At 34.6% G+C, this 21,442-nt stretch carries 21 protein-coding genes and 2 tRNA genes; 16 read left to right on the top strand and 7 right to left on the bottom strand.

Annotation, left to right across the window (positions count from 1 at the left end):
- Positions 1-113: 113 nt before the first annotated feature.
- Both U9966_RS03450 and U9966_RS03445 read right to left on the bottom strand, forming a co-directional pair.
- Positions 114-935, bottom strand: a complete 822-nt coding sequence (locus U9966_RS03450) for a transferrin-binding protein-like solute binding protein (RefSeq protein ID WP_306346274.1) — start codon at positions 933-935, stop codon at positions 114-116.
- 185 nt (positions 936-1,120) lie between these two features.
- Entirely contained in the window at positions 1,121-1,855 is a 735-nt protein-coding gene (locus U9966_RS03445) for a transferrin-binding protein-like solute binding protein (RefSeq protein WP_306346275.1), read from the bottom strand.
- Between the two features lie 235 nt (positions 1,856-2,090).
- Between U9966_RS03445 and glnB the strand changes: the two genes are divergently transcribed.
- The 10 genes from glnB (at position 2,091) to rne (ending at position 10,010) form a co-directional block, all read left to right on the top strand.
- Complete coding sequence (gene glnB / locus U9966_RS03440) at positions 2,091-2,429, top strand: nitrogen regulatory protein P-II (RefSeq protein WP_306346276.1); 339 nt, start codon at positions 2,091-2,093, stop codon at positions 2,427-2,429.
- A gap of 12 nt (positions 2,430-2,441) precedes the next feature.
- Complete coding sequence (gene lspA, locus U9966_RS03435; RefSeq protein WP_306346351.1) at positions 2,442-2,933, top strand: signal peptidase II; 492 nt, start codon at positions 2,442-2,444, stop codon at positions 2,931-2,933.
- Positions 2,934-3,878 carry a 4-hydroxy-3-methylbut-2-enyl diphosphate reductase gene (gene ispH, locus U9966_RS03430; protein ID WP_306346277.1) on the top strand — a complete coding sequence of 315 codons (945 nt, stop codon included), beginning with the start codon at positions 2,934-2,936 and terminating at the stop codon, positions 3,876-3,878.
- Entirely contained in the window at positions 3,875-4,123 is a 249-nt protein-coding gene (locus U9966_RS03425) for an FAD assembly factor SdhE (RefSeq protein ID WP_211597664.1), read from the top strand. Before ispH ends, U9966_RS03425 begins: the two co-directional genes overlap by 4 nt.
- Positions 4,124-4,148: 25 nt before the next feature.
- A complete protein-coding gene (gene mutY / locus U9966_RS03420; RefSeq protein ID WP_306346278.1) occupies positions 4,149-5,243 on the top strand; it encodes an A/G-specific adenine glycosylase in 1,095 nt (364 codons plus the stop codon).
- Between the two features lie 14 nt (positions 5,244-5,257).
- Complete coding sequence (locus tag U9966_RS03415) at positions 5,258-5,530, top strand: oxidative damage protection protein (RefSeq protein ID WP_306346279.1); 273 nt, start codon at positions 5,258-5,260, stop codon at positions 5,528-5,530.
- Positions 5,531-6,601 carry a membrane-bound lytic murein transglycosylase MltC gene (mltC, locus tag U9966_RS03410; protein ID WP_306346281.1) on the top strand — a complete coding sequence of 357 codons (1,071 nt, stop codon included), beginning with the start codon at positions 5,531-5,533 and terminating at the stop codon, positions 6,599-6,601.
- A 126-nt stretch (positions 6,602-6,727) separates the two neighbouring features.
- A tRNA-Phe gene (locus U9966_RS03405) sits at positions 6,728-6,803 on the top strand.
- A gap of 5 nt (positions 6,804-6,808) precedes the next feature.
- Positions 6,809-6,884, top strand: a tRNA-Asn gene (locus U9966_RS03400).
- Between the two features lie 318 nt (positions 6,885-7,202).
- Positions 7,203-10,010: a ribonuclease E gene (gene rne, locus U9966_RS03395; protein WP_407675197.1), complete on the top strand. Its 2,808-nt coding sequence runs from the start codon at positions 7,203-7,205 to the stop codon at positions 10,008-10,010.
- Positions 10,011-10,128: 118 nt separating this feature from the next.
- On the opposite strand, the gene U9966_RS03390 is transcribed toward rne, so the two are convergent.
- Entirely contained in the window at positions 10,129-10,980 is an 852-nt protein-coding gene (locus tag U9966_RS03390; protein WP_306346283.1) for a thymidylate synthase, read from the bottom strand.
- Positions 10,981-11,049: 69 nt separating this feature from the next.
- On the opposite strand from U9966_RS03390, the gene U9966_RS03385 reads away from it, so the two are divergent.
- Positions 11,050-11,556, top strand: a complete 507-nt coding sequence (locus U9966_RS03385; RefSeq protein WP_306346284.1) for a hypothetical protein — start codon at positions 11,050-11,052, stop codon at positions 11,554-11,556.
- Positions 11,557-11,813: 257 nt separating this feature from the next.
- Positions 11,814-13,073: a transcription termination factor Rho gene (rho, locus tag U9966_RS03380; protein WP_306346285.1), complete on the top strand. Its 1,260-nt coding sequence runs from the start codon at positions 11,814-11,816 to the stop codon at positions 13,071-13,073.
- A 76-nt stretch (positions 13,074-13,149) separates the two neighbouring features.
- Here rho and U9966_RS03375 read toward each other — a convergent pair whose 3' ends face one another.
- The 3 genes from U9966_RS03375 to U9966_RS03365 form a co-directional block, all read right to left on the bottom strand.
- On the bottom strand, positions 13,150-13,827 hold the full coding sequence (locus tag U9966_RS03375; RefSeq protein WP_306346286.1) for a 3-keto-L-gulonate-6-phosphate decarboxylase UlaD: 678 nt from the start codon (positions 13,825-13,827) through the stop codon (positions 13,150-13,152).
- A 15-nt stretch (positions 13,828-13,842) separates the two neighbouring features.
- Positions 13,843-14,319: a PTS sugar transporter subunit IIA gene (locus U9966_RS03370; protein WP_090921409.1), complete on the bottom strand. Its 477-nt coding sequence runs from the start codon at positions 14,317-14,319 to the stop codon at positions 13,843-13,845.
- A 114-nt stretch (positions 14,320-14,433) separates the two neighbouring features.
- Positions 14,434-16,215, bottom strand: coding sequence for a PTS ascorbate-specific subunit IIBC (locus U9966_RS03365; protein ID WP_306346287.1), 1,782 nt, complete (start codon positions 16,213-16,215; stop codon positions 14,434-14,436).
- A gap of 370 nt (positions 16,216-16,585) precedes the next feature.
- On the opposite strand from U9966_RS03365, the gene ulaG reads away from it, so the two are divergent.
- From ulaG to araD, 4 genes are all read left to right on the top strand, one after another.
- Complete coding sequence (ulaG, locus tag U9966_RS03360) at positions 16,586-17,677, top strand: L-ascorbate 6-phosphate lactonase (RefSeq protein WP_306346288.1); 1,092 nt, start codon at positions 16,586-16,588, stop codon at positions 17,675-17,677.
- An 86-nt stretch (positions 17,678-17,763) separates the two neighbouring features.
- Positions 17,764-18,519: an HTH-type transcriptional regulator UlaR gene (ulaR, locus tag U9966_RS03355; RefSeq protein WP_211597557.1), complete on the top strand. Its 756-nt coding sequence runs from the start codon at positions 17,764-17,766 to the stop codon at positions 18,517-18,519.
- Between the two features lie 25 nt (positions 18,520-18,544).
- Positions 18,545-19,405, top strand: a complete 861-nt coding sequence (locus U9966_RS03350; protein ID WP_306346289.1) for an L-ribulose-5-phosphate 3-epimerase — start codon at positions 18,545-18,547, stop codon at positions 19,403-19,405.
- On the top strand, positions 19,399-20,094 hold the full coding sequence (araD, locus tag U9966_RS03345; protein ID WP_306346290.1) for an L-ribulose-5-phosphate 4-epimerase: 696 nt from the start codon (positions 19,399-19,401) through the stop codon (positions 20,092-20,094). Before U9966_RS03350 ends, araD begins: the two co-directional genes overlap by 7 nt.
- A 528-nt stretch (positions 20,095-20,622) precedes the next feature.
- Here araD and U9966_RS03340 read toward each other — a convergent pair.
- A complete protein-coding gene (locus U9966_RS03340; protein ID WP_306346291.1) occupies positions 20,623-21,336 on the bottom strand; it encodes a tRNA1(Val) (adenine(37)-N6)-methyltransferase in 714 nt (237 codons plus the stop codon).
- Between the last annotated feature and the right edge of the window lie 106 nt (positions 21,337-21,442).

Here is a 21,442-nt window from a genome sequence, read left to right as displayed (position 1 = left end):
AAATTCTTTTATTTAATTAAGCTTTTAATATCATTCATATCGTAGAGACGTAGCATACTACGTCTCTACAACAATGTTTTTTGGTAAATTTTTATATAAATCGTACCGCTTGGTTACGGTCTTTTAGCTCCAAAAATCGCGCCTTCTTTTTTTTGCTTATTATAATAAATACCTCCCACTTCAGCTGCATTATCTCCAAAGAAGTTACCTTTTACATTTTGTCCTTCAAATTTATTACCTTTAATATTGGCACTAAAATGAATAGGTTGTGCTTTATCTTCTTCAGCCAAGAACTTATAATTTTGCCAATCAGACAATGTTCCTTTCAACGTTTTATTTCCAAAGTTGACATCGATCTTACTTTTACCTTTAGTAAGTGCTTCAGTTCCACCATAAGCATCACCTGTATAAGTCACGATACCTGCATCTGCGGTTGGCATATTTTGAGTAGCATAGCCTTGTACAAATATTCCAAATGTTTGTTGATCATCATTATGATCTGCTGGATTATTTGGATCATAATCATAAGTACTATGCTGACCAAAACGCATATATTTATACGTATTACCACTTGTAACAGAACGTAAAACCTGACCCACTTTTACTGTATCCATTCCAGTCTCATCATAATAATCTGTATATTTTTCATCTCCATTAGGCTCTAATTGAATAGATACTGAGTTGATTTGAATGTGGTTAATATCCTTATCTTTAGATAATCGGGTCATTTTTAACTCATAATCGTCATATTCGGTAATATCTCCAGCAGGATCTTTTGATTGCTTCTTAACAGGATTTTGTAAATCATAAGCGAATAAAACACCTTCAACCTTAGCAGATTTTATGTTATCAGCAGAACCACTGTTACCGCCTCCACTACTACCACAAGCGGTTAAAACTAAAGATATCGCTGTTACTAATACTAATTTTTTCATAATAAGCCCTATATTAAAATACACCAAAAACTATCAGTGATTGTACAAAAATAACGAGTTTTATCAATAACTATTTAAAATAAATAAAGGGACAAACTCATTGATGGACAGACAATGACAAAACAAGGGAGCAAGCTCCCCTGTTAATTTATTTGGTAAATTTTGATATAAATCGTACCGCTTGGTTATTGTTTTTTAGCTCCAAAACTTGCTACGATATCACCATCTTTATAAACACCGCTTAGCTCAGCAGCTTTTGAGCCATAAAATTGACCTTTACCTTTTCCTGAGTCAACAGTAAATTGGTTTCCTGAAATTGTACCTTTTGCTGTTTTAATTACTTTATCCGAACCATCTGCAAAGGCATCAATCTTAATATTTTTAAGTCCAAAATTTACATCAATATCAACGGTACCTGTTTCAAATTCCTTATTTTCATAAACAACAAAATCACCAAGATATTTAACGACTGCATTCTTAGTTGGCATATCTTTCACTGCTGTTACTTTACCTTGGCTAAATCCAATAACATCTGCATTATCAGGTGCTAAGATACCAAAACGTGTTTCAGCATATTTTGTACCACTCACAGACTTAGTTAAGGTATCACCATTAAAGCTACCACCACTGTTAGTAAGGAAACGTGCTACATTAAAACCATTAGGCATTAACATAATTGTTTTACCATTAAGCTCAAATTTATTTATATCTGCCTTAGAGATATCCTTTAGCACCACACCTTTTAGGGTTGTATCTTTCTTGGTCGTATCGTTATTAACGATTGGATTTGTCGTTTGTGTATCCTTTTTAGTATCAACTACTTTGTTGTTAGAATTACTTCCACCACTGCCACCACTGCCACCACTTCCACAAGCAGTTAAAACCGTTGATATTGCAATTACTAATAATGTTTTTTTCATAATAAACCTCTGTTATTTTCTTAGATTAAAAATCGATCGGATTGTGCAAAAAAAAAACGATTTGGCAATAGTTACATAATAAATTTTTTAAAAATGTGATCGATACGTCAAAACAGAAATTATAATCTTATAGATTTCTCAACTACTTATATCTAAATTTGGTAAATTTTTATAAAAATCTGACCGCTTATGTATTATAATCCCTCCCGTTAGCCACTAAATGAATGATAAGACGATGAAAAAAATAGAAGCAATAATCAAACCATTTAAACTTGATGATGTGCGTGAATCATTATCTGATATTGGAATTACAGGAATGACGGTGACCGAAGTAAAAGGCTTTGGACGTCAAAAAGGACATACTGAGCTCTATCGTGGTGCAGAATATGCGATTGATTTTATGCCAAAAGTTAAGCTAGAGATTGTGGTAACCGATGATTTAGTTGAACCTTGCATTGAAGCTATTATTGAAACCGCACAGACTGGAAAAATTGGTGATGGTAAAATTTTTATCTCCGATATTGAGCGAGTCATCCGTATTCGTACTAGTGAAGAAAATGAAGAGGCTATTTAATTAATGAATAAAATAACAGAAAAATCAGGCGTTTATTGGCTTTGGTTAAGTGTAGTCGTACTTGTGGTTGATTTATTGACCAAATATTTAGTGGTAAAAAGTTTTGCACTTTATGAGAGCATCACTCTTTTACCTATCTTTAATTTAACTTATGTACGTAACACTGGGGCGGCGTTTAGCTTTTTAGCAGAACATTCAGGTTGGCAAAAATACGTTTTTATTAGTTTAGCGGTCATTATTTCTACGGTGTTGATCGTATTATTAAGCAAAAATCGTTATTCACAAAAGCTTTCAAATAGTGCTTATGCGTTGATTATTGGTGGTGCATTAGCAAATGGAATTGATCGTTTATATAACGGCTATGTAGTTGATTTTTTAGATTTTTATTGGGATATTTATCATTATCCTGTTTTTAATATTGCCGATATTGGTATTGTGATGGGGGCGGGATTGTTGATCCTAGAAAGTTTTTTAGATGGAAAAAAACAGAAAAAGAGTGATTAAATGAAAATTTTATTAGCTAATCCTAGAGGCTTTTGTGCGGGGGTTGATCGTGCTATTTCTATTGTGGAATTAGCCTTAGAAATTCACGGTGCACCAATTTATGTACGTCACGAAGTGGTACATAATCGCTTTGTGGTGGAAGGATTAAAGCAGAAAGGGGCAATTTTTGTTGAGGAACTCGATGATGTACCTGATGATGCGATTGTGATTTTTTCCGCCCACGGTGTGTCTCAAGCCGTACGAAATGAAGCAAAAAGTCGTAATTTAAAAGTGTTTGATGCAACTTGTCCTTTAGTGACCAAAGTTCATATGCAAGTAGCAAGAGCAAGCCGAAAAGGGACGAAAGCGATTTTGATTGGACACGAGGGTCACCCCGAAGTAGAAGGCACAATGGGACAATATGATAATCAAGAGGGTGGAATTTATTTGGTTGAATCTGTCGAAGATGTCGCAAAATTATCTGTAAATGAAGATGACAGTTTGGCTTTTATGACTCAAACCACATTATCCATTGATGATACTATTGATGTAATTGAAGAATTAAAGCAAAAATATCCAGCTATTAAAGGTCCTCGTAAAAATGATATTTGTTATGCCACCACAAACCGCCAGCAAGCAGTTCGAGATTTAGCACAACAATCACAACTGGTGTTAGTAGTGGGGTCTAAAAACTCTTCTAATTCTAACCGTTTAGCTGAATTAGCTTCTCGAATGGGAACACCTGCAAAATTAATTGATGGGGCAGAAGACATTGATCCAAATTGGCTTGAAAATGTGGAAACCATCGGTATTACCGCAGGGGCATCTGCACCAGAAGTGTTGGTACAATCCGTTGTTTCACATTTAAAATCTCTCGGTGCAAATACGATCAAAGAATTAGAGGGCTGTGAAGAAAATACTATTTTTGAAGTACCCAAAGAGCTTAGAATAAAAGAGGTAAAATAATGAGTTTTAATCGTTTTAGAATTGAGTGGGAATGCCGTCGTGGTATGCGTGAATTAGATGAAATGATAATGCCATTTTATAAAAATCATTTTGATAATTTGTCACAAGAACAACAAAATACCTTTGTGGAAATGTTAAAATTTACAGATCCTGAACTGTTTCGTTGGTTAATGAATCAAGAACAAGCACCACAGGAAGCAATGCAACAGATGGTTAAATTAATACAATCTAAGTTAGATACTTAGTTTTAGTGATTAAGTATTTATTCAAATGAAGTCAGATTTTTGTTTTGCAGAACCTGTATTGAAATGGTATCAGCAATACGGTCGCAAAAATTTACCTTGGCAACACAATAAGACGCTTTACAGTGTATGGCTTTCAGAAGTGATGTTACAACAAACTCAAGTTGCCACTGTTATCCCTTATTTTGAGCGATTTATTGCTCGCTTTCCCACCGTTGTTGACTTAGCGAATGCCAATATTGATGAGGTTTTGCATCTATGGACAGGGCTTGGTTATTACGCCAGAGCAAGAAATTTACACAAGGCAGCTGTTCAAATTCGAGATGAATTTGAAGGTCAGTTTCCTACTGATTTTAAGGATGTATTAGCATTATCTGGTATTGGAAGAAGTACGGCAGGTGCAATCTTATCTTCCGTTTTAGGAGAACCTCACCCCATTTTAGATGGTAATGTAAAGCGAGTATTGACTCGTTTTTTTATGGTTGAGGGCTGGAGTGGAAAAAAAGCGGTTGAAAATAAATTATGGGAACTTTCTACACAAATCACACCTAATAAAGGAGTAACTGATTTTAATCAAGCAATGATGGATTTAGGTGCAATGGTTTGTACTCGAACTAAACCAAAGTGCAACCTTTGTCCTGTAGAAAAAGATTGTAAAACAAATAAAATGCAACTTTGGGAGCAATATCCAACCAAAAAACCAAAGAAAGTATTGCCTGAAAAACAGCGTTATTTCCTTATTTTAAAACAAGGCTCAAAAGTTTTATTGGAAAAAAGAGCAGATAAAGGGTTATGGGGTGGATTATTTGCTTTCCCTCAATTTGATACCTTAGCAGATCTGAAGCGGTCACTTTATGACAAAAATTTACAAATTATAATAGAACAGCAGGTTGCATTTCGTCATACATTTAGCCATTTTCATTTGGATATTATTCCCGTTTTGGTTAATTTAGATTTGCAAAAAAATCATCACATCATACCGCTTAAAGTGGCAGAGAAACCTGAAATTTATGGCGTAAATATATCTTTAAAGCAAGATTATTGGTATGATTTGGAAAATCCAAGTGAGGTAGGGTTGGCAACACCTATCAAACGAATTTTAAATGAATTAAAGAATAAATAAAAAGAGGTATAACAATGGCTCGTCAAGTATTTTGTGAGTACTTAAAAAAAGAAGCAGAAGGTCTTGATTTTCAGCTTTATCCGGGAGAATTAGGTCAACGAATTTTTAATTCAATTAGTAAGCAAGCGTGGTCTGAATGGATGAAAAAACAAACGATGTTAGTGAATGAAAAAAAATTAAATATGATGGATATTGAACATCGTAAATTATTAGAACAAGAGATGGTTAACTTTCTATTTGAAGGTAAAGATGTTCACATTGAAGGCTATGTTCCTGAGGATCACTAAATGAAAATAAAAAAGTTTTGTGCTTTTCTGATTATTCCCTTTTTAGTTGCTTGTGGAAGTTCAAATAAAAATAAGACGCAGATTTATACTAAAGATACACGTGGATTAGATATTTTAACTGGACAATTTTCACGTAATATCGATAAAATTTGGGGCGTAAATGAGTTACTTGTTGCCAGTAAAAAAGATTACGTTAAATATACCGACCGATTTTATACTCGTTCACATATTAGTTTTGATGATGGGCGTATTACAATTGAAACATTAGGTAATACAGCTCATTTACGAAATGCGATTATTCATACTCTTTTAATGGGTAATGATGCTTCTGGCATCGATCTTTTTGCTGCAGGAGATACACCAATCAGTAGCAGTCCATTCTTACAAGAACAGGTAGTTGATCACTTAAATCATCCTGTAACAAATATAATGATAGCAAATAACTTTGCTACTTATTTATTACAGAATAAATTAAAGCAACGTCGTTTGAAAAATGGACGAACCGTGACTTATGTCACCATTATGATGATAGCAAATCATATAGAGGCTCGTGCAAGAAAATATCTTCCTATTATTCGCCAAGCATCTCAAACTTATGATATTCAACCTAATTTAATTTTAGCCATTATGCGTACCGAATCAAGTTTTAACCCTTACGCTGTAAGTTATGCTAACGCAATTGGTTTAATGCAAGTTGTACCTCGTTCCGCTGGGCGTGATGTATTTGAACATAAAGGACAGTGGGGAAAACCAAGTCGTGATTATCTCTATAATCCACAAAAGAATATTGATGCAGGAGTACACTATTTACACATTTTGAAAAATGAATATTTAGCTGGTATCACTCATCCCGTTTCAAAACGTTATGCAATGATTTCATCTTATAATAGTGGTGCAGGAGCGGTATTAAAAGTTTTTGATAGAAATAAGTCAGATGCCATTGAAAGAATTAATCATTTATCTCCAAGTGCAGTATATCGAATTTTAACCACTGCACATCCATCTTCACAAGCGAGAAATTATTTATTAAAAGTAAATAAAGCGTATGAAGAATATAAAAAGGTAAGATAAAATATTGTTTTTTTATACAATTTGTATATAAAGCGATCTGTTAAACTGTTTTTTTTGTTTTTTTTAAAAAAAGTATTTGACGAAGGAAAGAAAAAACGGTTTAATACGCTCCGCAAACGACGAGATGCCTCGATAGCTCAGTCGGTAGAGCAGAGGATTGAAAATCCTCGTGTCGGTGGTTCGATTCCGCCTCGAGGCACCATCTATTCCTCCTTAGTTCAGTCGGTAGAACGGTGGACTGTTAATCCATATGTCGCTGGTTCAAGTCCAGCAGGAGGAGCCATATTTTAAACGCTGATTAGAAATAATCAGCGTTTTTTTTGCCTATCATATAAAACATTTCAAAATAATTTATAATGCCCTTGCTTATCAACCACGATAAATGTCATAATTAACCGCTTTTATTTATTTAAAAATTTTATAAAAAATAAAAGAAATTTAACGGTTAATTTTCAACCACCATATGCAATAAATAAAAGATTACGCAAAATATAAATGTAAGACGTAATAATGAGTTTAAAATAATTTATCTCTTTGAACAGTCGTGAGATTGGCATTAAAAAGAGACATAAAAAGATTAAGAGAAAATACAATGAAAAGAATGCTTATTAATGCAACTCAAAAAGAAGAGTTGCGAGTTGCCCTTGTTGATGGGCAACGCCTATTTGATTTAGATATTGAAAGTCCGGGACACGAGCAAAAAAAATCAAATATCTATAAAGGAAAAATCACTCGTGTTGAACCAAGTTTAGAAGCAGCATTTGTTGATTATGGAACAGATCGACACGGTTTCCTTCCTTTAAAAGAAATTTCTCGTGAATACTTTCCTAATGGTTATGTATTTCAAGGTAGCCCAAGCATTAAAAATGTAATCAAAGAAGGGCAAGAAGTTATTATCCAAGTTAGCAAAGAAGAGCGTGGTAATAAAGGAGCTGCATTGACAACCTTTATTTCTTTAGCTGGAAGCTATTTAGTTTTAATGCCTAATAATCCTCGAGCAGGAGGGATTTCTCGCCGAATTGAGGGTGAAGAACGTCAAGAATTAAAAGAAACGTTAAGTAACTTAGATGTACCTAATGATATGGGCTTAATTGTAAGAACGGCTGGTGTTGGAAAATCACCAGAAGAATTACAGTGGGATTTACAAGTTTTATTACATCATTGGGAAGCCATCAAAAAAGCAGCAAGCTCACGTCCTGCACCATTTTTAATTCATCAAGAAAGTGATGTTATTGTACGTGCCATTCGTGATTATTTACGCCGCGATATTGGTGAAATTTTAATAGATAGTAAAAAGATTTTTGAGAAAGCAAAAAATCACATCCGCTTAGTACGTCCTGATTTTATCAATCGAGTGAAACTATACGAAGGCGAAGTCCCATTATTTAGCCATTATCAGATTGAATCACAAATTGAATCCGCCTTCCAAAGAGAAGTGCGTTTACCTTCTGGTGGTTCTATTGTTATTGATGCGACAGAAGCATTAACTGCTGTTGATATTAACTCTGCAAGAGCGACTCGTGGTAGTGACATTGAAGAAACCGCATTAACCACCAATCTTGAAGCTGCTGATGAGATTGCTCGTCAAATGCGTTTACGTGATTTAGGCGGTTTAATTGTTATTGACTTTATTGATATGACACCTATTCGTCATCAGCGTGAAGTCGAAAATCGTATTCGAGAAGCCGTTCAACAAGATCGTGCTAGAATTCAATTTAGTCGAATTTCCCGTTTTGGCTTGCTTGAAATGTCGCGTCAGCGTTTAAGCTCTTCATTAAGTGAGGCTTCTTCACATATTTGTTCTCGTTGTCAAGGAACGGGTAAAGTTCGTGATAATGATTCTATTTCACTCTCAATTTTACGTTTGGTTGAAGAAGAGGCAATTAAAGAAAATTCAAAACAAGTACACGCTGTTGTACCAGTTGAAGTCGCTTCATACTTATTAAATGAAAAGCGTAAAGCTGTGGATAGTATTGAAAAACGTCATAATGTCAATATTATGATTGTACCAAATGAAAATATTGAAACACCGCATTTTAATATTTATCGTTTACGTGAAAATGAAATTTCTTCGACATTAAGTTATGATTTAGCTAAATTCTACCAAGTTAAAGATGACGAAAATACAACACCAACATTCACCACAGAAAATACAGCGATAAATAATGAACCTATTATTACTGTTGAAGCAGTATTGCAAAACAGTGACTTAAATTTACAACCTGCACCAACACCTAAAGTGAAAAAAGTATCATTGCTTAGTCGCATCATTAGTAAGATTAAAGGTATATTTACTGTTGAAGAGGAAAAAGTTACACCTAAGAAAAATAAACATAACAATAATAATAGAGGACGTAATCAGCGAAATCGTCGCAACCGAAAAGAATATCCTGCTCGTAATAATGAGCCTAAATCAACCTCTGATAATGTAAAAACCAAAAAACATAGTAACAATAACACGACGAAAAAAGGCAACAATGTTATTGAAGAAGTTGTTACGGTAGCAGAAAAAAAACAACCTGAGAAAAAAGTTACTAAAGAGCAAAATCAAGTTCAAATTGAAGAACGTCGTCAGCGCCGTGATCTACGTAAAAAAATTCGAGCCACAAATACACCAGAAATCAGTGAAAATAGTAACGTAGATATTGTTCCTGAGATTAAAGAAATGATAGAAGTTCAACCTGTTATAGAAAATGTGGCAACACCGTCACAGCCGCCATCACAAGCAGAGGTTGTAACAGATATTAAGCCACAACAGGATAATAATGACAAAGAGCATTCTCGTCGCCGCTCTCCTCGTCATTTACGTATTGGAAATCAACGTCGTCGTCAATCTAGTAATAATACGACGATGAAATTAACTTCTGCAGTAATGTCACCTGAATTTGCGAGTGGAAAAGTTTGGATTAAAACTGAAAAACCAGCAAAAGTAAAAACAGATGAAAAACCTCGTTTCCTTTCTGTTGATGAGATGTTAGCACAACAAAAAAATGGTTCTTTAACACCGGTCACCCCTGTTGTTGTAGAAGAGCGTAATACAAGTTCTTCCACACCTTTAGGAAATGTGATTTCTCAAGAATCGGAAAGAGATTTAGTTGCAGAAAAAAATGATAGAGTATCTAAATCAAAACCCCAAGATAATATTGTTGAAATTACGCCTAAAACTGAAACTAAAGCATATCAAAGTAGCTATCAATTTGATGGGAAACTTGGCACTATTTCAAGAGTTCAGCATACAACAGCAGTAATGACATTAGCAGAATCATCAAAAGAGTTAAATGATGCTGTTAATGTAACAGAATGGCAAGAGTCTCGTTACTATTTTTATGGTAAAGGATTTGGTGGTCATTCAAGTGCTGTTAGTCACGTACATTCAGCACCAAGAGTTGCGGTGACTGAAGAGAAGTAATTAAATACTTTTTTGATTTGAAAGAGAAAACTTGCAAATTTTGATGAAAATCATACCGCTTGTTTTCTCTTTTTTATATTAAGTGTTTTAGGTAAAAACCAAAATAGCCTTGAGGACACTAAACAGAAAAAGGATATTTGATTGGATCGTAACTTTCATACCCCTCAACATCAAAATCATCTAATGTTACCCAAGTTTCTAAATCTTCTAATGTTTTGATATTAGGGTTTATTTTTAATTTAGGGGCTTTTAAGGGGGACCGTTTTAATTGTACGTCTCTCATTAATTCAAGCTGATCTTCGTAGATATGTGCATTGACAATTTTGTGATAAGCCTGCCCTGCTTGATGTCCTGTTATTTGAGCCATTAAAGCAAGGAAAGTGTAACATTGTACCATATTCCAATTTAAGCCAAGTGGCACATCAGCAGAACGTTGAGTACTATTTAAATAAAGCGTGCCATCAAGTAGTGAAAAGTGATGACTATGCAAACAAGGACGTAAACAGCCTAAATGGAAAGCACCTGGATGATAAAAAGTATAGATTTCTCCTCTGTTATCAATTCCTTGTTTCAGGTCATCAACAATTTGGCGTAATAAATCAACACTACCACCATCTGGTTTAGGAAAGTTTCGTCCCACAGCACCATAAACTAATCCCATATCATCTTCACCTTTACGATGAGGATTTGCTAGCCATTCTGTGTTTTGATTGGCATTCGCATCCCACGATTTAGAGCCTAATTGACGAAAATCGGCAGCACTATCATAACCACGAATATAACCGAGTAATTCTGCAATTGCTGCTTTCCAAAAGCTCTTTCGTGTTGTAACAAGAGGAAATCCCCCCTGTGCTACATCATAGGTTAAATCCGCATTAATGACGGTTAAACAACGCTTTCCTGTCCTTTTGTTTTCAATCCATTTTCCTTGCTCAATAATTCTTTGGCATAAGTCTAAATACTGTTTCATTTTTTATTTCCTCAACAACATTATTTAGGATAGAATAGTAGCAGATTTTTAATAAAAGAGGGTAATACAATGCAAAAAATTATTTCAACAATCTGCTTAATAATGGGATTATTTATTATAACTGCTTGTAATCAATCACCTTATTTTCAATCAGTTGCAAAAGATAAACTTGATCAGAAATCTTATGCTGTTGGATATGGTTCAGCCTCTCAAACCTATCAAGATAGAGTAGATAACACCTATGATATTGACGCTTTTATTAAAGGTGTGACACAATTTTATAATGGCGAAATTACCCAACCAATTAAACAAATTAGAGCAAACACATTAAATAAAATGTTAGATCATAATATTTATGCTTATTACAACGGCATTCTTTTTGCTTCTGATTTAAAACAAAATTTTTATCATTTAAATGCTCAGTGTTGGACACTTACTGATACTCAAAGTATGATACAGGGTATTTATGAGGCAATGAACGATCTTAAAAATAATAATGTTAAACATAATGATTATATATCAAAAGGCTATGATGAAATTTTACATTTGTGTGTCAAAAAAATGGAAAATAAATAGAATAATTTGCCATTTTTTACATAAATTACTTTCTTAAAAGTAAGCTAAAGCCGAAGTTTATCCGTTTATTTAGCATTATTTTAAAAAAAGTACGAAATTGCTCAAAAAACTTTAAAGTAAATCAATAAAAAAATTTGCAAATTGACAAAAATAAAGGTAATCTAGGCAACCTCAATTCTTGGTGAAAACCATTTCTGGACAAAACTTGTTTATTCTGTTCAAACTTTAATTTAAATTATAAAATAAAAAACTTTCCTATGCATTTAACTCAATTAAAAACAATGCCAGTCTCAGAACTTCTGAAATTAGGCGAATCACAAGGCTTAGAAAATCTAGGTCGTTTACGTAAACAAGACATCATTTTTGCGATTTTAAAACAACACGCCAAAAGTGGTGAAGACATCTTTGGCAAAGGCGTATTAGAAATCTTACCTGATGGTTTTGGTTTTTTACGTTCGAACGACAGCTCATATTTAGCGGGTCCTGACGACATTTATGTTTCTCCTAGTCAAATTCGCCGTTTTAATATGCAAACCGGTGATAGTATTGAAGGGAAAATAAGACCGCCTAAAGATGGAGAACGCTATTTTGCCCTTCTTAAAGTCGCCAAAGTCAATGATGACAAGCCTGAAATTTCCCGCAATAAAATATTATTTGAAAACTTAACTCCTCTACATCCTAATTCTCGTTTAAAAATGGAGCGAGGCAATGGTTCAAGTGAAGATTTAACGGCTCGTATTTTGGATTTAGCCGCACCTATCGGTAAAGGACAGCGTGGTCTGATTGTTGCACCACCAAAGGCGGGTAAAACAGTTTTACTACAAAATATTGCTCAAAGTATTACAGCAAACTACCCTGAATGTGAACTGATTGTGTTACTTATTGATGAACGACCTGAAGAAGTAACAGAGATGACTCGTTCTGTAAAAGGAGAAGTCATCGCCTCTACTTTTGATGAACCAGCTTCTCGCCACGTGCAAGTAGCGGAAATGGTAATTGAAAAAGCAAAACGTTTAGTTGAGCATAAAAAAGATGTGGTTATTTTGTTAGATTCTATAACTCGTTTAGCTCGAGCTTACAATACGGTTACCCCATCATCAGGTAAAATCTTATCTGGTGGTGTCGATGCGAATGCACTACACCGTCCGAAACGTTTCTTCGGCGCTGCTCGTAACATCGAAGAAGGGGGAAGCTTAACTATTATTGCAACTGCCCTTGTCGATACGGGTTCAAAAATGGATGAAGTTATCTTTGAAGAATTTAAAGGTACGGGGAATATGGAATTACATCTTTCTCGTAAAATTGCTGAAAAACGTGTATTCCCTGCAATTAACTTTAACCCTTCTGGTACTCGTAAGGAAGATCTGATTACCACTCCTGATGAGCTTCAAAAAATGTGGGTACTACGTAAAATTATTAATCCTATGGATGAAGTTTCTGCAATGGAATTTTTGATTGATAAATTAATGGTAGCAAAAACAAATAATGAATTTTTTGAAATAATGAAACGCTCATAACAAGTTAATTATTCATATAAAAAACCTGCTTATTCAGTGAAAATAAGCAGGTTTTTTTATACCTAATTTAAGTTTCTTAAACCCAGTATTTGTTGATTTCTGTACGAATCGCTTCTGCAGTTTCTTTCCCTTTTTCGCCCACTAATGCACGCCCTGCAATGAATACTTTCGCATTGGTAATCTCTTTAAATAAATGGATTTCTTGTGGCACAATTCCACCAGTGATTGAAAGTTCTAAGCCTAAATCAGCCAATTTTTTCATTTTTTCAATGTCTTCTGCTGTCCAGCCTTTACCTGCTAATTCAGCATCACGAGAGCGGTGGTAAATTGCTTGTTTCACGCCTAAATCTACCCATTCTTGTGCATCTTCAAATGTCCAGTTGCCGTAGATTTCAATTTGAATTTCTTTTTTCACTTTTAAATCTGGATTTGCTGCGTTGAAATCGTCAGCCACTTTTTTACACGCTGCTTTGGTTGCAGGGTGTGCTGCTGCTGAAACGGTTAGCCAGTCTGCACCTGATTCAAATGCCATTTTCGCTAAAATTGCACCACCGTCGGTAGTTTTTAAATCGCACACTAAAATATGATCTGGGTGTAATGCACGTAAAGTTTTTACCGCTTTCATTCCTTCGGCACAAGCTAAAATTGTTCCGACTTCAATAATATCTACGGTTTTTTCCGCCACTTTTGCATCTGCTACTGCTTTTTCAAGACTTAATGAATCTAATGCAATTTGTAATAATGGTTTTGACATTTTATATTCCTTTTATTATTTGTTTAATGCTGCATCTATAACAGCGTAAATTTCTTCATTTGTTTGACACGCCAAGATTTTTGCTAAATCAACCCCTGTTTCACTTTCAGGATCCTCATCTTCTAGCACTTGGGTAATTTCCATAATGCCTTGCATATGTTCGTCAGATGAGCTACCTGACAAAGTAATCAGTACTTTTACACCTTCATCTTCACCATCAAAGAAAACGGGGTCAGTCAATGTGACTAATGCAAAAGCGGTTTTAATTACGCCTTCTTCTGGGCGAGCGTGAGGCATTGCTAGTCCCGGTGCTAAGATGATGTAAGGCCCCATTTCTTTTACTTTATTGATAATGTTGTCATAGTAACGAGGTTCAATCGCACCAGAATCAACTAACATATCGGTACCAATTTTAATTGCCTCTTCCCAGCTAGTGGCGGTTTGGTTTAATTTAATTGAGTTATTCTCAATCAGAGATTGTTTTAAATTCATTTTAAATACCTTTTTAATATTTTTTCAATTTTAAGAACAGAGCCCCTAGAAATTATTCTCTAGGGGCTGTTTTAACTATTTTAGATTCTCTCTAAAATTAATCGCAGTTGATGATTAACTTGCGTTGTGTTTATTGATTAATTCAACCAATTCATCACCAAATGAGTTAGGGTTAAGCATATTTTTAACACCTAATACAGATACTTTGTCGCCACCATCAATTTCATTCGCAAGATGCTGTGAAGAAACGACGATATCTACGTTTGCTAGTTTACCTTTATAATCGGTAACCGCACAAGAATCCATTTCATTTGGAATACCACGTTTATCAAGGTAGTTTTTGATTTTCATTTTCATCATCATTGATGAACCTTGACCAGAACCACATACTGCTAAGATACGAACAGCTTTTGCACTACTTTGAGAATTTGTAAAAACTTCCTCAGAAGTGACCGCTTCATCTTCTTCAATACCAAATCCATAATATTGATCTAATGTTTTACCTTGAGCTTGTGCTACTGCTTCATCTGTACGTAATTGTTTTGATGCAAAGAACATATAAACTAATGCTGCGGCAACAATAACAAAGAAGAAGAATGGGATAGAGATGATACCTTGTAAGATTGGTGGCCAGAATAATGCCCAGTCAGCCATTCCCATCCAACCATTAAAGATTGTACCTTGATCAGCAAGCATTTGGATTACCCAAGCAGAACCTAAGATTTCGATCATACCCATTACAAAACAAACTTTCATAACAGCTTTCCAACCACCAAAGCGGTTTGCAAATACCCCGATTGTTGCGTTAGAGAAGAACATTGGGATAAAGCCTGGAATGATAAGAACACTTGCATCCATACCAAGAAGAATACCAACAGCAACAAACTGACCGATAGCACCCCACATAAAGCCGAATACCATTGCATTTGGAGAGAATGCGTAAATTGCCGCACAGTCAATCGCTAATACTGCATTTGGAATTAAACGCTCAGAAATACCTTTGAAAGCTTCTGAAAGTTCTGCGACGAACATACGTACACCTGTTACGATAATTTGAATAGCGACCGCAAATTTAAGCCCTGTTTCAAGAATATAGATTGTCCAGTGTGTTTTACCCGCCATTACTTGTAAGTTATCTAAACCAAATGACAATAAAATAATACCGAAGAATACGGTCATTACAATCGCTGTTGCTGATACGCTATCGTGGAAAATATGCAACCAGTTTGGTAATTTCATATGTTCAACACTGTCATCTTTATCACCTAATTTAGGTGCAACTTTAACCGCGATCCAAGATGCAATTTGTTGTTGGTGACCAATTGAGAACCCTGCTCCACCTGTAACAGCCTGTGTTGGTTGATACATAATATTAGAAGAGATACCCCAATAAAGTGCCATTAATACACTGGTATAAATAATGGTTTCCCACATTGTTGCACCAATAATCATATAGAATACCGCCACTAAACCTGCTTGTTGGAACATAATGTGTCCAGTAAGCATAATAGTACGAATACCAGTGAAACGTCTAAATGCAACTAAAAGAATATTTAATGCTAATGCTCCAAGTACTGCATAACCTACCCAAGCATAATTATCTGCCATTGTGGTAATGGTCGCTTGCATAGCAGTGTATGGGTCAACAATTGCTCCTGTTAAACCATGTACTTCATTAAGTTTTAAGATAATTGGTTTAAAGCCTTTAACAAGTGTGCCAGCACCTACTTGTACAAGCATAAAACCAGCTATAGTTTTAATAGTTCCTTTAAGAATTGTAGTGGTATCTTTTTTCAATAAAATATAACCAATACAAGCAACGATACCTAATAAGAGCGGTGCTTTAGATAGCACTTGATCTTTTAGGAAAATCAGGATTTCTGTAATAAACTCCATAAGTCATTTCCTTTTTGTGAGTAAAAAATAGTAGTTGAAACGATTAGCGATTTTCAACAATCACTATTATGATATAGAAAATCAAAATTTGCGTAATCATCACTATAATACGCCTTAATAGACGATTAAAAAAGATTAAATTTGATTATTTGTGAACAAGATCACATTTTATATTTAAATATTTTTGATAAAAAAAGATGGTTATTCAGAGAAAATCATAAATAAATCGCTTTTATTCCTTTGAAAAATGAAAAAAATATAAAATTTGACCTAAATCACAGTTTAGGAAAAAAAGATTGAATAAATCAAAATGATTATGTATGATTATTTTTGATTTCTTATTATCGTTTTTTATCAGGAGTAAATTAAAATGTCAAAAGTACAAGAAATAACAAGAGAAAGCTGGATTCTTTCAACTTTTCCAGAGTGGGGAACGTGGTTAAATGAAGAAATTGCTGCAGAGGTAGTGCCAGAAAAAAGTTTTGCGATGTGGTGGTTAGGTAACTGCTCAATTTGGATCAAAACACCCGCTGGGGCAAACGTATGTATGGATCTATGGTGTTTCCGTGGAAAAAATACTAAAAAAGTAAAAGATATGGTGCGTGGACACCAAATGGCAAATATGTCAGGTGTGCGTAAATTACAACCAAACTTACGTACAAGTCCTGTTGTTATTGACCCATTTGCAATTGAAGAATTAGATTTCTTATTAGCCTCACACTACCATAGTGATCATATTGATATCAATGTTGCCGCAGCAGTTATCAATAACCCAAAATTAGATCACGTTAAATTTATTGGTCCAGAATACTGTACTGATATTTGGCAAAAATGGGGTGTACCCGCAGATCGTTGTATTACGGTTAAACCGGGCGATACAGTGAAAATCAAAGATATGGAAATTGTTGCATTAGATGGTTTTGATAGAACCTGTTTAGTCACACTTCCAGTTCAAGGTGCTGATGCACAAGGTGGAGAATTATTAGGTCTTTGCCCAAGTGATGAAGAAATGGGTAAAAAATGTGTAAACTACATTTTCAAAACACCGGGTGGTAATATTTATCACGGTGCTGACTCACACTACTCTGTTCAATTTGCTAAACACGGTAAAGAACATGACATTGATGTTGTATTAAACAACTACGGTGAAAATCCAGTTGGTATTATGGATAAAATGACTTCTATTGATTTACTTCGTATGGCAGAAGCCTTACAAGCAAAAGTAGTTATTCCTGTACACCACGATGTATGGTCAAACTTCCAAGCAAGTACCGATGAAATTTTAGCATTATATAGAATGCGTAAAGATCGCTTACAATATAAATTCCACCCATTTATTTGGGAAGTGGGCGGCAAATATGTTTATCCTCGTGATAAAGATTTAATTGAGTACCATCACCCACGTGGTTTTGATGATTGTTTTGAGCAAGAGCCAAATGTACCATTTAAAAGTATTCTTTAATATACTTTACCACCCCTTAATTGGGGTGGTTTCTTTTTTTGCTGTTCATTATAATTGGCATAAATTTTAATTAGAGAAATAAAAATATGAATGAAAATTATAGACAACAACAACTGCTTAAATTAGTTAATGAACGAAAGTATTTAGCCACAGCTGAAATTATTGATTTGTTGGGTATTTCTCCTGCTACTGCTCGTCGAGATATTACAAAATTAGATCAACAAGGTAGATTAAAAAAAGTACGCAATGGTGCAGAGTCTTTAAATGCGACTTATTATTCAACCAGCTCACCTATTATAAAAAAAAATATCAATAATCTTGAAGAAAAAAAACGCATTGCCATTGCAGCAAATAAGTTGTGCAAAGAGGATACCAGCGTAATCCTTACTTGTGGTTCAACAATGTTGATGCTGGGTGAAAGTTTATGTGGCAAAAATTTGCAAATTATTACCAATTACTTACCGCTTGCAAATACCCTTATTAGTAATGATCATCATAATGTCGTCATTATGGGTGGACAATATAATAAAAATCAAGCCATTATGCTTTCTCTAAATAGTAGTTCAGATGATTATGCTGCGGATATTCTTTTCACTAGTGGTAAAGGGCTTTCACACGAGGGCTTATATAAAAATGATATGTTAATTGCTAATTCTGAACAGAAAATGTTAGAAAAAGTGGAAAAGTTGGTTGTTTTACTGGATAGCTCAAAGTTAGGTAAGCGAGTAGGAATGCTGTTTGCTGAGTTAAAAAATATCGATATTTTAATTACAGGAAAAGAAGCAGACCCAACTATTATTAAAGAATTAACAGAGCAAGGATTACACATTATTCTTGCTTAAAAGCACAATTTAATAGGATAAAAAAATGAGAAAACATAAATTAGGGATCTATGAAAAAGCCTTGCCAAAAAATATCAGTTGGCAAGATAGATTATCTATTGCAAAAGCGTGTGGGTTTGATTTTGTCGAAATTTCTATTGATGAAACCGATGAGCGTTTAGCTCGTTTAGATTGGACAAAAGAACAACGCTTAGAGCTAGTAAAAGCGATTATGACTACTGGCATAACTATTCCGTCAATGTGTTTATCTGGGCATCGCCGTTTCCCATTTGGTAGCCGAGATGAAGCCATTCGCAAAGAAGCTTACACAATGATGGAAAAAGCCATTCAATTAGCCGTTGATTTAGGTATTCGTACCATTCAACTTGCAGGTTACGATGTTTATTACGAAGAGCAAGACGAAGGCACAATCCAACGTTTTCAAGAAGGGCTTGAATGGGCGGTAACGCTTGCAGCAAGTAATCAGGTAACCCTTGCAGTAGAAATTATGGATACCAAATTTATGAGTTCAATTTCTCGTTGGAAAAAATGGGATCAAATTATCGATTCCCCTTGGTTTACCGTTTATCCTGATATTGGCAATCTTTCAGCGTGGAATGATAACGTTGAAGAAGAATTAACCTTAGGTATCAATAAAATTTCAGCCTTACATCTAAAAGATACCTACAAAGTCACCGAAACCTGCAAAGGGCAATTTAGAGATGTCCCATTTGGCGATGGTTGTGTGGATTTTGCAAAATTCTTCAATATTCTAAATAAATTAAATTATCGTGGTGCATTCTTAATTGAAATGTGGACAGAAAAAGCTGAAGAGCCAATCGCTGAAATTATCAATGCACGCCGTTGGATCGAACAAAAAATGAAAGAAGGAGGCTTCAAATGTTAGAAGCGTTAAAAGAAAAAGTTTTAAAAGCAAACCTAGAATTACCAAAACATAAATTAGTAACATTCACTTGGGGAAACGTGAGTGAAATCGATCGTGAGAAAAACTTAGTGGTAATCAAACCATCTGGTGTGGAATATGATGAAATGACTGCTGATGATATGGTAGTAGTAGATTTATTCACTGGTAAAGTGGTAGAAGGCAAACTAAAACCATCATCAGATACGCCAACACACTTAGAACTTTATCGTCAATTCCCTAATATCGGTGGAATTGTGCATACTCACTCACGTCACGCAACCGCTTGGGCACAAGCAGGCGAAGATTTACTCGCACTCGGGACAACACACGGCGATTATTTCTACGGTACCATTCCTTGCACCCGCAAAATGACCCCAGCTGAAATTGCAGGCGAATATGAGTTAGAAACAGGAAAAGTGATCGTTGAAACTTTCCAAAAACGCCATATTCAAGCGGGTCAAGTCCCAGCAGTTATCGTGCATTCACACGGACCATTCGTATGGGGAAAAGACGCCAATGATGCGGTGCATAATTCCGTTGTACTAGAAGAATTAGCTTATATGAATTTTGTGACTAGCCAAATTCGTCCAAATATCCAATCAATGCAACAAGAATTACTGGATAAACATTATCTACGTAAACACGGTGCAAATGCCTATTATGGGCAATAATTATTGCTTAAATAAATTCGATTAAAATAGAAAGGCAGGAATTCAACCCTGCCTTTTTTAAATTTATACTCAATTAAAATAAAACAATAAAGCCACCAAAAATGAACTAAATTTAGGGAGTAGCTTACATAAATATTGTTTAATTTTTTCTCAATAGGGTTCAATTTAGGGGAATAAGGAGATAATGGTAATGGTATGCCCAAATTTCTGAGCTAATTATTGTAAAGCTTTTATCAAACAATTCTTAGATTTACACAAATTTATCCACAGTAAATGGGGATAAAAAAAGAGTAGCGAAAACTAGCCTGATAGAAACAAAATTAACATCCATCGAAAGCATAAGAAATAGCCACATTGTAGATCAATTAAACGAGTTGGTGATCTTTTAACAAATACAAATAATAAATCAGAAAAAGCATATAAAACAACAAATTAATGGAATTTTTCACAGCCTTTCAACAATTATTATGTAGTTATTCACAAAATTATCTACATTTTATGTGAATAAAGATCGCAACTCTCTTTGCATTAAAAATTAAGATAGAATAATTGCGTTATTTTTTTATATTGCTCAGTATATTGATAATTTTTATCATAAATAGTCAAAAACAAGCGGTCACTTTGTTGAAACTTTTTACAAAAAGTCACAATCATTCGTTTCGGTGGGTTACCTTGCTTCGTTGCAATGTCCCAACGCTCAATGCAATAAAGGTTAATTTCTTTTGCCTCCTCAATTAATTTTTCTGCTACATCACAAGGTAAAATAAAGGTAATTTTACCTTCTTCAGAAAGTAAATCTTTGGCGTGCTTTAGCCACACAAAATGGCTTTGAGTAGTCGCACGAGCAAGATCTCGCTCACTACTTTTACTTGCAAGGCTATATTCAAAATAAGGAGGATTAGACACAATAAGGTCAAATTTTTGGGTAACTTGAAAGTCTAAAAAATCACACAATTTAATAGATAAACGATCTTTCCAAACTGTTTGCTGAATATTTTCAACAGCTTGCTGAAAAGCATTTGGTTCGATCTCCAATGCAGTAATTTGGCAGGTAGTATAAGCGGTACGTTGTGCTAACATAATTGCAATTAGCCCTGTTCCCGTTCCAATATCTAAAATAGATGAAATATTACTTATATTCGCAATACTTCCCAATAAAATAGCATCCGTATTTACTTTCATTGCACATTTGTTGTGTGCAATAAAAAATTGTTTAAATTGAAATCCGTTAGATTTGGTCATTTTAGTAAATTTTTTGATAGATCGTACCGCTTTGAAATTTAGTATGTAAGGAAAAATCCTCAATTCAAACTCATAAGCTAAGTAATAAAAACGTATAGTGATTTAC

Origin of the sequence: Pasteurella atlantica (assembly GCF_963693435.1) — a bacterium.
GTDB classification, from domain to species: Bacteria; Pseudomonadota; Gammaproteobacteria; order Enterobacterales; family Pasteurellaceae; genus Phocoenobacter; species Phocoenobacter atlanticus.
The sequence above is the reverse complement of the archived record's forward strand: the minus strand, read 5'-3'. Positions and strand labels throughout refer to the sequence as shown.